The sequence below is a fragment of the bacterium genome, assembly GCA_024228115.1.
Taxonomy (GTDB): Bacteria; Myxococcota_A; UBA9160; order UBA9160; family UBA6930.
Genome location: JAAETT010000255.1, coordinates 1 through 7,258 on the forward strand (window position 1 = coordinate 1; position 7,258 = coordinate 7,258).

Annotated in this window: 5 protein-coding genes and 1 pseudogene; 5 read left to right on the forward strand and 1 reads right to left on the reverse strand. The window is 63.8% G+C overall.

Annotated features, from left to right (window positions below; genetic code table 11):
* Positions 1-135: 135 nt before the first annotated feature.
* The 4 genes and pseudogenes from GY937_12190 to GY937_12205 all read left to right on the forward strand — a co-directional run bounded on the left by GY937_12190 (position 136) and on the right by GY937_12205 (position 3,961).
* Positions 136-654 (forward strand): annotated as a pseudogene (locus tag GY937_12190) (acyl-CoA dehydrogenase).
* A 215-nt stretch (positions 655-869) separates the two neighbouring features.
* Positions 870-1,547 (forward strand): enoyl-CoA hydratase, encoded by a 678-nt coding sequence (locus GY937_12195; protein MCP5057469.1) that lies wholly within the window; start codon positions 870-872, stop codon positions 1,545-1,547.
* 75 nt (positions 1,548-1,622) lie between these two features.
* Positions 1,623-3,296: a hypothetical protein gene (locus tag GY937_12200; protein MCP5057470.1), complete on the forward strand. Its 1,674-nt coding sequence runs from the start codon at positions 1,623-1,625 to the stop codon at positions 3,294-3,296.
* 38 nt (positions 3,297-3,334) lie between these two features.
* Positions 3,335-3,961: a hypothetical protein gene (locus GY937_12205; GenBank protein MCP5057471.1), complete on the forward strand. Its 627-nt coding sequence runs from the start codon at positions 3,335-3,337 to the stop codon at positions 3,959-3,961.
* 29 nt (positions 3,962-3,990) lie between these two features.
* Here GY937_12205 and GY937_12210 read toward each other — a convergent pair whose 3' ends face one another.
* Positions 3,991-5,733, reverse strand: a complete 1,743-nt coding sequence (locus GY937_12210) for a VWA domain-containing protein (GenBank protein MCP5057472.1) — start codon at positions 5,731-5,733, stop codon at positions 3,991-3,993.
* 229 nt (positions 5,734-5,962) lie between these two features.
* On the opposite strand from GY937_12210, the gene GY937_12215 reads away from it, so the two are divergent.
* The gene (locus GY937_12215; protein ID MCP5057473.1) at positions 5,963-7,237 is read left to right on the forward strand and encodes a cytochrome P450; all 1,275 of its coding nucleotides are present in this window, start codon (positions 5,963-5,965) and stop codon (positions 7,235-7,237) included.
* Positions 7,238-7,258 lie beyond the last annotated feature (21 nt).

The window sequence follows — 7,258 nt, forward strand, 5'->3', positions numbered from 1 at the left end:
ATCTCACGCGCCAAGTCCAAGCCTGGCAAGACGATCGCAACCGAACGACGAAGGGCGTCGACTGGCAATTCACGACCCAACAAGCCCGCGTGAAACTGCGACGACTCTACCCCCAGCTTTTGGTGTGACAAGGGACTAGGCCCCGGCCGCATCCACCACTGCATGCGCTCGATCGGTGCAGCCGAGCGCGCAGTCGAGATGATGGCGAAACGCGGCCTCTCCCGGAACGCGTTCGGAAAGCCCATTGCGACCCTCGGCAAGAACACCGAGGACATCGCGAAGGCACGGATCGAGATCGAAGCCATGCGCATGATGGTCCTGAAGGCCGCGAAGGCCATGGACGTGCTCGGCAACTCCGAGGCCCGCGTCTGGGTGAGTGCCATCAAGGCGATGGTGCCCGTGCGCGTCTGCGAGATCATCGACAAGGCGATCCAGGTGCACGGTGCCACCGGTGTCTCCCAGTGGACGCCGCTCGCGGAAATGTACGCGAGTCAACGGACGTTGCGTCTGGCGGATGGCCCGGACGAGGTCCACTGGTTCGTCGTGGGGCGCGCCGAACTCGCCCGCTGGTCCGAGGCCGGCGCCAGCGACTACAACCCGAAGGAGAGCTTCCTGGAGAAGGAGCCGACGGGAAAGATGTTCACGGGCCCCTGAGCCGGGCGAGGCAGGACGTCTTCAGGAGCAGACGTTCGCATGAAGATCGGGATACTGGGACTGAAGAAGATCAACGGTTTTCTGTTGTAGGATTGCTTCTTCGCATGGCAACCCAATCCCGAGGAGAGGCTTCGTGGGCGATCGTGTCCAGCTCGAGATCGACGAAGGTGTCGCCCACGTCCGCATGAACCGGCCGGAGAAGAAGAACGCCCTCGGTGCGCGCCGTCGTGCTCTCCGGCGCTGGAGATTCCTTCTGCTCCGGCCTCGACTTCTCGAGCTTCAGCGACATGGCGAGCGGCGAGCTCGACGCCCAGAGCGACGCCATTCAGGAAACAGCCCGCGACCTCAGCTCCAGCGGCGCGAACCGTGCGCAGCAGCTCGCATGGCGGTGGCAGGAGCTGCCGGTACCGGTGATCGCAGCGGTCCAGGGTGCCGCCTACGGCGGAGGCTTCCACATCGCTCTCGGCGCCGACATCCGCATCGTCGCCCCCGACGCCCGAATCGCCTTCGTCGAAATCACCTGGGGCCTCGTTCCGGATCTCTCGGGAACCCAGGCGCTGCGCCGTCTCGTCCCTCTCGATGTCGCAAAGAAGCTGATCTTCAGCGGCGAACCGATTTCCGGCGAGCGAGCTGTCGCACTCCACCTCGGTACCGAGCTCGCGGACGACCCTCTCCAGGCCGCGTTCACCCTGGCGCAGACCCTTGCCTGTCGTAGCCCAGACGCAATTCGCGAGGCCAAACGGCTGCTCAATTCCTCCGGGCTGGTTCCGCTCGCCGAGGGTCTCGCCAACGAGTTCGAGGCATCCGCCCGGCTGATGGGCGGAAAGAACCAGATCGAGGCCGTGGTGGCGAGGCTCCAGAAGCGCGATCCCTGCTTCTCGGATCCGGATTAGGACGAGCCCCACGAGAACCCGCTGATGGTCTACGGTGGCATGATGGCGGCACAGGAATTCCGGACGAACTGAATCATGACGCGAACCTCCGTTGCCACGATCCGCGGGTTCATCGTTCTGGTGCTCAGTGCGGCCTCGCTTCTCTTTGCCACCCCGTTCCAAGCCGCGAACAGGCCGCCGAAGAATCCGTTTCTTGCAGATTCCGTCTACCCGTTGGGCCACGGAGACTCCGGGCAACAGGATGCCCTGCCGGTGCGGGGGCCCGAAGATCCGGGCCCAGCCCTCGCCGAACATGAAATCCGCTATGCGCCTACCGGCCCTGCCCAATTCGGCGCCTATACATCGAGCCCCTACGCGGACGGCCGTCGCGTGATCTGGAGCAACGGACTCGATCGCATCGTGAAGGTCGACTTCGACACCTTCGAGGTACTGGCAACACGTTGGGTTCCCGGCGCGCGGCGCTGGACGGAAGCCGAAGCCGACGCATCGATCGCCCGCTTCGACGAATCGAACGAGGGGATCGCATCGATCTGGCGAGCCTTCCAGGAGATCTCGAAACTGCGCGACCTGTCGAGCGTCTACACACTCCTCGATATCGACAACACCTACTACATCGCCGACAAGAACGGTCTGGTGACGGCCTACGCAGATGCGGACCCGACCGATCCGTCGTCGGCCATCATCGAGAAGCGAAGTTTCCGGCTTCCGGAAGCGGCCACGGGCCTGACCGTCGGAATGAACATGACCTTCGATGGCTGGCTGATCCTTCCTACCGAGCATGGTCATGTCGTCGCGCTCTCACGAGACTTCGAGCAACACCACGTCGTCCGCCTTCGCCATGCCGATGGCGCTGAAGAGAAGGCGACCCGTCCGACAGGCTACGGCTGGGTGCGGAACGGAGTGGCCATCGACGAGGCCGGCGGGCTCTACATCGCCTCCCAGGAGCATCTGCACAAGGTCGTCTGGACGGGGGATCGGCTCTCGACCGATCCGGCCGATGGCGCATGGACGGCCCGATACCTCAACGGTTGGGGCCACGGAACCGGCGCCACGCCGAGCCTGATGGGCTTCGGTGACGAGGATCGCTTCGTGGTCATCACGGACGGCGAACCCCTGATGAACGTCGTGTTGTTCTGGCGCGACGCGATCCCGGCGAACTGGGAGAACCAGACCGGCGCGCCAGATCGGCGCATCGCCGGCATGCTGCCAGCCGATATGGACGATCCGAAGTTGGGCGAGATCCAATCCGAGCAATCGGTGGTCGTCGCTGGCTACGGCGCACTCGTGGTCAACAACGTGCCGCGGAACGTGCCGTGGTACCTGCCTTCACAGGCGCGGACCCTGCTGATCAGCTTCCTCGGCAGCGAACCCGGCCATCAGCCCTACGGAGTGCAGAAGTTCGAATGGGACCCGGCGAGCCGCTCCCTGCGCGACGCCTGGGTCAACCACGAGGTGAGTTCACCGAGCTGTGTGCCGGTCGTGAGCTATCCGAGCGATCGGGTCTATCTGATCGGGGCCCGCGATGATCGCTGGACCCTCGAGGCGCTCGAATGGCAAGATGGCCGGAGTGCGTTTCATACGGTCATTGGAGGACAGCGCTACAACCCGCTCTTCTCCGGAACAGAAATCGACGATGCGGGACGCATCCACTACGGCACGCCATGGGGCCGTGTCCGCATCGAGCCCGATGCGGCCACACCCCCTGGAGGCGACGAAGGAGCCCCGAAAGCTCTGCCAGGCTCTCCCTGATTCAGCGGTGCTCTCCCGTTCCAATACGGAGTCACATCATGCGTAGCTTTTCATCCAGCCTGTTCCAGGGCTGGTCGCTCGTCGGCCTCGCGGGCATGGCCCTCACGTTGATGGTGATCGGATTGCTGGCGCAGAAAGGCCTCGAGGCCGAGGGCGCGCGCGTCGTGATCCGGGCAACAGCGCGGACCTCGGCCATCCTCTTCTGCGCCGCCTTCGCAGCATCCTCCCTGGTGACGCTCTGGCGTGGGCCGACGAGCGCCTGGCTCCTTCGCAATCGGCGCTTTCTCGGGATGTCCTTCGGCGTCTCCCACACCTATCACTACCTGGCCGTCGCCTCGTTGGCGTTCCTCGATTCGGAGCGATTCTTCGAAGACCAGGAAGGCGGTGGTCTCCAGAACCTCGTCTCCATCCTCATGCTCGTCTTCATGATGGCGACCTCCTTCGATCGGACGGCTGCCATGCTTGGCCGGCGAGCGTGGAAGGCGTTGCACCTCGTCGGAACCCACTTCTTCTGGATCGCGTTCTTCGTGAGTTACGCCGGACGCGCTCCGGGCAGCGCGTTCTATTCAGGATGGACCGCACTACTCGCTTTGACGATGATCCTTCGTCTCACCGCGATGGCCGTTCGATTCAGACAGAAACGGGCAGCGCCCCTGGCGAGCTGAGCCAGATTGGATCAACGCGATCCGAAAGCTCAGCCCTGCGGAGCGCCGATCACCACGACCTTCTGCTGCTGGCCAGAACCCACCTCGAGACTGACCTCACCGACGAATCCGTTGCCCTTGGCCACAACGCGGTAGCTGCCCGCCGGCAGCGTGAAGCCGGCCCCGGGCGCGGCGTTGTACTGGTAGCCGATCCGTTCTCCGGCATCCGTGAAGATCGACCATTCCACACCCGATAGTGCCGCATGGGTCTCGCTCGGCTTGAGATCGAGCTTCACCTGGCCGCCGTCGAGGTCGAGGGTATGCCGCTTCTTCTCACCCGCCGCGACCGTGATCCGCTCCGTGCGTACGATGCTGCCGAACTTCGCCACGAGGTCGTAGCTGCCTTCGGGAATCGTGACGATGTGACCGGCGGCCGAATTGTACGAATAGGCGACGCGCTCGACGTTGCCTTCGAAATCCTGTTCGAGCCCCATGATGGACCACTCGATGCCATTCTGCGGCGTTGCGCCCTCGGCCAGTACGGCGAAGAGGCGCATCTGGGCTGCCTGCATCGAGACGGTCAACACCTTGCGCTCACCGGCTTCGATCGTGACGGGCGTGCTCGTGCGAGCGTTCCCGAAACTGGCAACCAGCTCGTGCTCGCCCGCCGGAAGTACGAAGATCTTGTCTGGCGCGGCATTGTACGCGTACGCAACCCGCCCTCGGTTGCCTTCGAAATCTTCTTCTGTTTCCAGGAAGGACCACTCGACGCCCGAGAGCTTCTCGCCGCCCTTCTTCAAGACACCGTTGACCTTCAACCGACCGGCTCGGAGGTTGATCGGAAACGTCTCACCGTCTCCGGTCTCGACGACGATCTCCTCCTGGCGCGCGACGTCGCCGTACTTCACGTGAACCAGGTAGGAGCCCGGCGCCAGCGTGAAGATCTGGGAGCCCACGTTGTAGGTGTAACCATGCTGCTCGCGCTTTCCTTCGAAATCCTCCTCCGGCGAAAGGATGCGCCACTCGACGCCCGCCTCGATGATCTCGCCGTTCTCGCTCATGGTGGGAACCAGCTTCACGCCCTTGAAATCCGGTGCCGGGGCCGGCTCTTCGACCGGAATCGCAACGACCTCCTCGACGACGACCACGGGTTCAGGCTTCGGCTTCGCCACGGCCTGAACCACCTCGGTAAAGGCGTCGGTCAGGCCTGCGGCATCCCCGGCGAGCCAGAAATTTCCACCGGTGTTCTCGGCAATGCAACGCAGCTTGGCGTCTTCGCCTTCCTTCAGGTCGAAGCCCACGACGTGCACCGTGAAGTCCACGCCCGAAGCTTCGAGTTCGGCCGCGACCGCGCAGGGGTCCGCATCGCAGGTCTCGAGACCATCGGAAACCAGTACGACCGCGGACTTCTCCTCGTGGTGCCGAAGATCAGTCGCGGCTCGACGCACGGCCTCGCTGAGCGGGGTCTTGCCCTTCGGCGAGACAGCCTGAATGGCCTGGAGGAAAGCACCCGGATCCACCTTCCCAGCCGGGATCAGGGTCTCGATGTCAGCGCAATCGCCCTTCCGTCGATGGCCATACACCGTTAGCCCCAGATCGACCTGGGAATCCCAGCCGTCGAGCATCTCCGCGATGGCCGTCCTGGCGATATCGATCTTCGTCTCGCTCCCGATGCGGCCCCACATGCTGCCCGATCCATCCAGGACGAGCTGCACCCGCTGCCCCGCGTCGCTGGCGGCAGGAAGCAGGAGGCACAGGCAGAGCAGGAGCCAGGCGAAGCGACGAATGACCATGATGATTCTCCTTGGGTGGCCGGAGGGCCCATCTCGATTGGCCCGTAGGTCACGAGCCATGGAGCATCGGTTCAACGGCGCCCCTGCGCGAGGAGATCCGGCCCCCTCCGCCCAGCCGACCTACCGGTGGGTCAGGCGACGGGTGAATCCCAGCGTTCAGAGCGCCTGATCCGCGATATCCTGTGGGGCCCGAGGCGGAGTGCATCGCCCACGGATCCGGGAGACCCCAATGAGCCAGTCCGCAGAAACCAATCCGCCTTCCCTGAATCAGGCCGGTGTCGATCCCTACTCGATCCCGCTCGACGAGATCGACGTCTCGGATGCGGAGCTCTTCGAAACCGACACGATATGGGGATACTTCGAGCGCCTGCGCAAGGAAGATCCCGTCCACTACTGCGCCGAGAGCCTCTTCGGCGCCTACTGGTCGATCACCCGCTTCGATGACATCGCCATGATTTCGAAGGACCCGGAGACTTATTCGTCGGCCCACAGCATCACGGTGGGCGATCCCGAGCCGGATTTCCCGTTGGAGCCCGGCTTCATCGCGATGGACGGGGACAAGCACACCGCCCACCGCAAGGTCGCCCAACCTGTCGCCGCCCCGCGCAATCTGAAGCTGCTCGAGCCGTTGATCCGCGAGCGGGTCAACGGAATCCTCGACGGGCTACCGGTCGGCGAGACGTTCGATTGGGTCGATCGGGTCTCGATCGAGCTGACGACCGGCATGCTCGCAACCCTCTTCGATTTTCCCTGGGAGGATCGACGCAAGCTCACGTTCTGGTCGGACATGGCCACCGCGAGTTCCGAGATGGTGGGCGCCGGCGGAATCACGGAAGAAGAGCGCAAGACCGCGTTGCTGGAATGTCTCGACGTGTTCACGGGGCTGTGGAAGAAACGCGAAGGCAAACCCCAGGGCGAGCCTCTCGACCTGGTCACCGCGTTGGCCAATGGCGCCGCGACCCGGGACATGGAGCCGATGGAGTACCTCGGAACGCTGGTGCTGTTGATCGTGGGCGGCAATGACACCACGCGAAACTCGATCACGGGCGGCGTCCTCGCATTGAACGAGAACCCGGACGAGTACCAGAAGCTGCGGGACGACCCGAGTCTCATTCCCAACATGGTGAGTGAGATGATTCGCTGGCAGACGCCCCTGGCTCACATGCGGCGAACCGCGACGCGAGACACGGAACTCGGCGGCAAACAGATCAAGAAGGGCGACAAGATCGTCATGTGGTACGTCTCGGGCAACCGGGACGAGAGCGTCATCGACCGGCCAGATGAGTTCCTCATCGATCGCAAGAATGCACGGCAGCATCTCTCCTTCGGATGGGGTGCTCATTTCTGCATGGGCAGTCGCCTGGCGGAGATGCAGCTCCGTATCCTCTGGGAGGAAGCGCTGGCACGCTATCGCCTGATCGAAGTAGTCGGGGAGCCGGTTCGCGTCCGATCCAATTTCGTGAAGGGCTTCACGGAGCTTCCGGTGCGCCTCCACCCCTGGTAGCTCAGTGCGTTGCCCCCGGGA

Bases quoted from the DNA above. Each gene is read 5' to 3' on its own strand.
- GY937_12210 (MCP5057472.1), bottom strand. From the start codon at position 5,733: ATGGTCATTCGTCGCTTCGCCTGGCTCCTGCTCTGCCTGTGCCTCCTG.
- GY937_12205 (MCP5057471.1), top strand. From the start codon at position 3,335: ATGCGTAGCTTTTCATCCAGCCTGTTCCAGGGCTGGTCGCTCGTCGGC.
- GY937_12215 (MCP5057473.1), top strand. From the start codon at position 5,963: ATGAGCCAGTCCGCAGAAACCAATCCGCCTTCCCTGAATCAGGCCGGT.
- GY937_12200 (MCP5057470.1), top strand. From the start codon at position 1,623: ATGACGCGAACCTCCGTTGCCACGATCCGCGGGTTCATCGTTCTGGTG.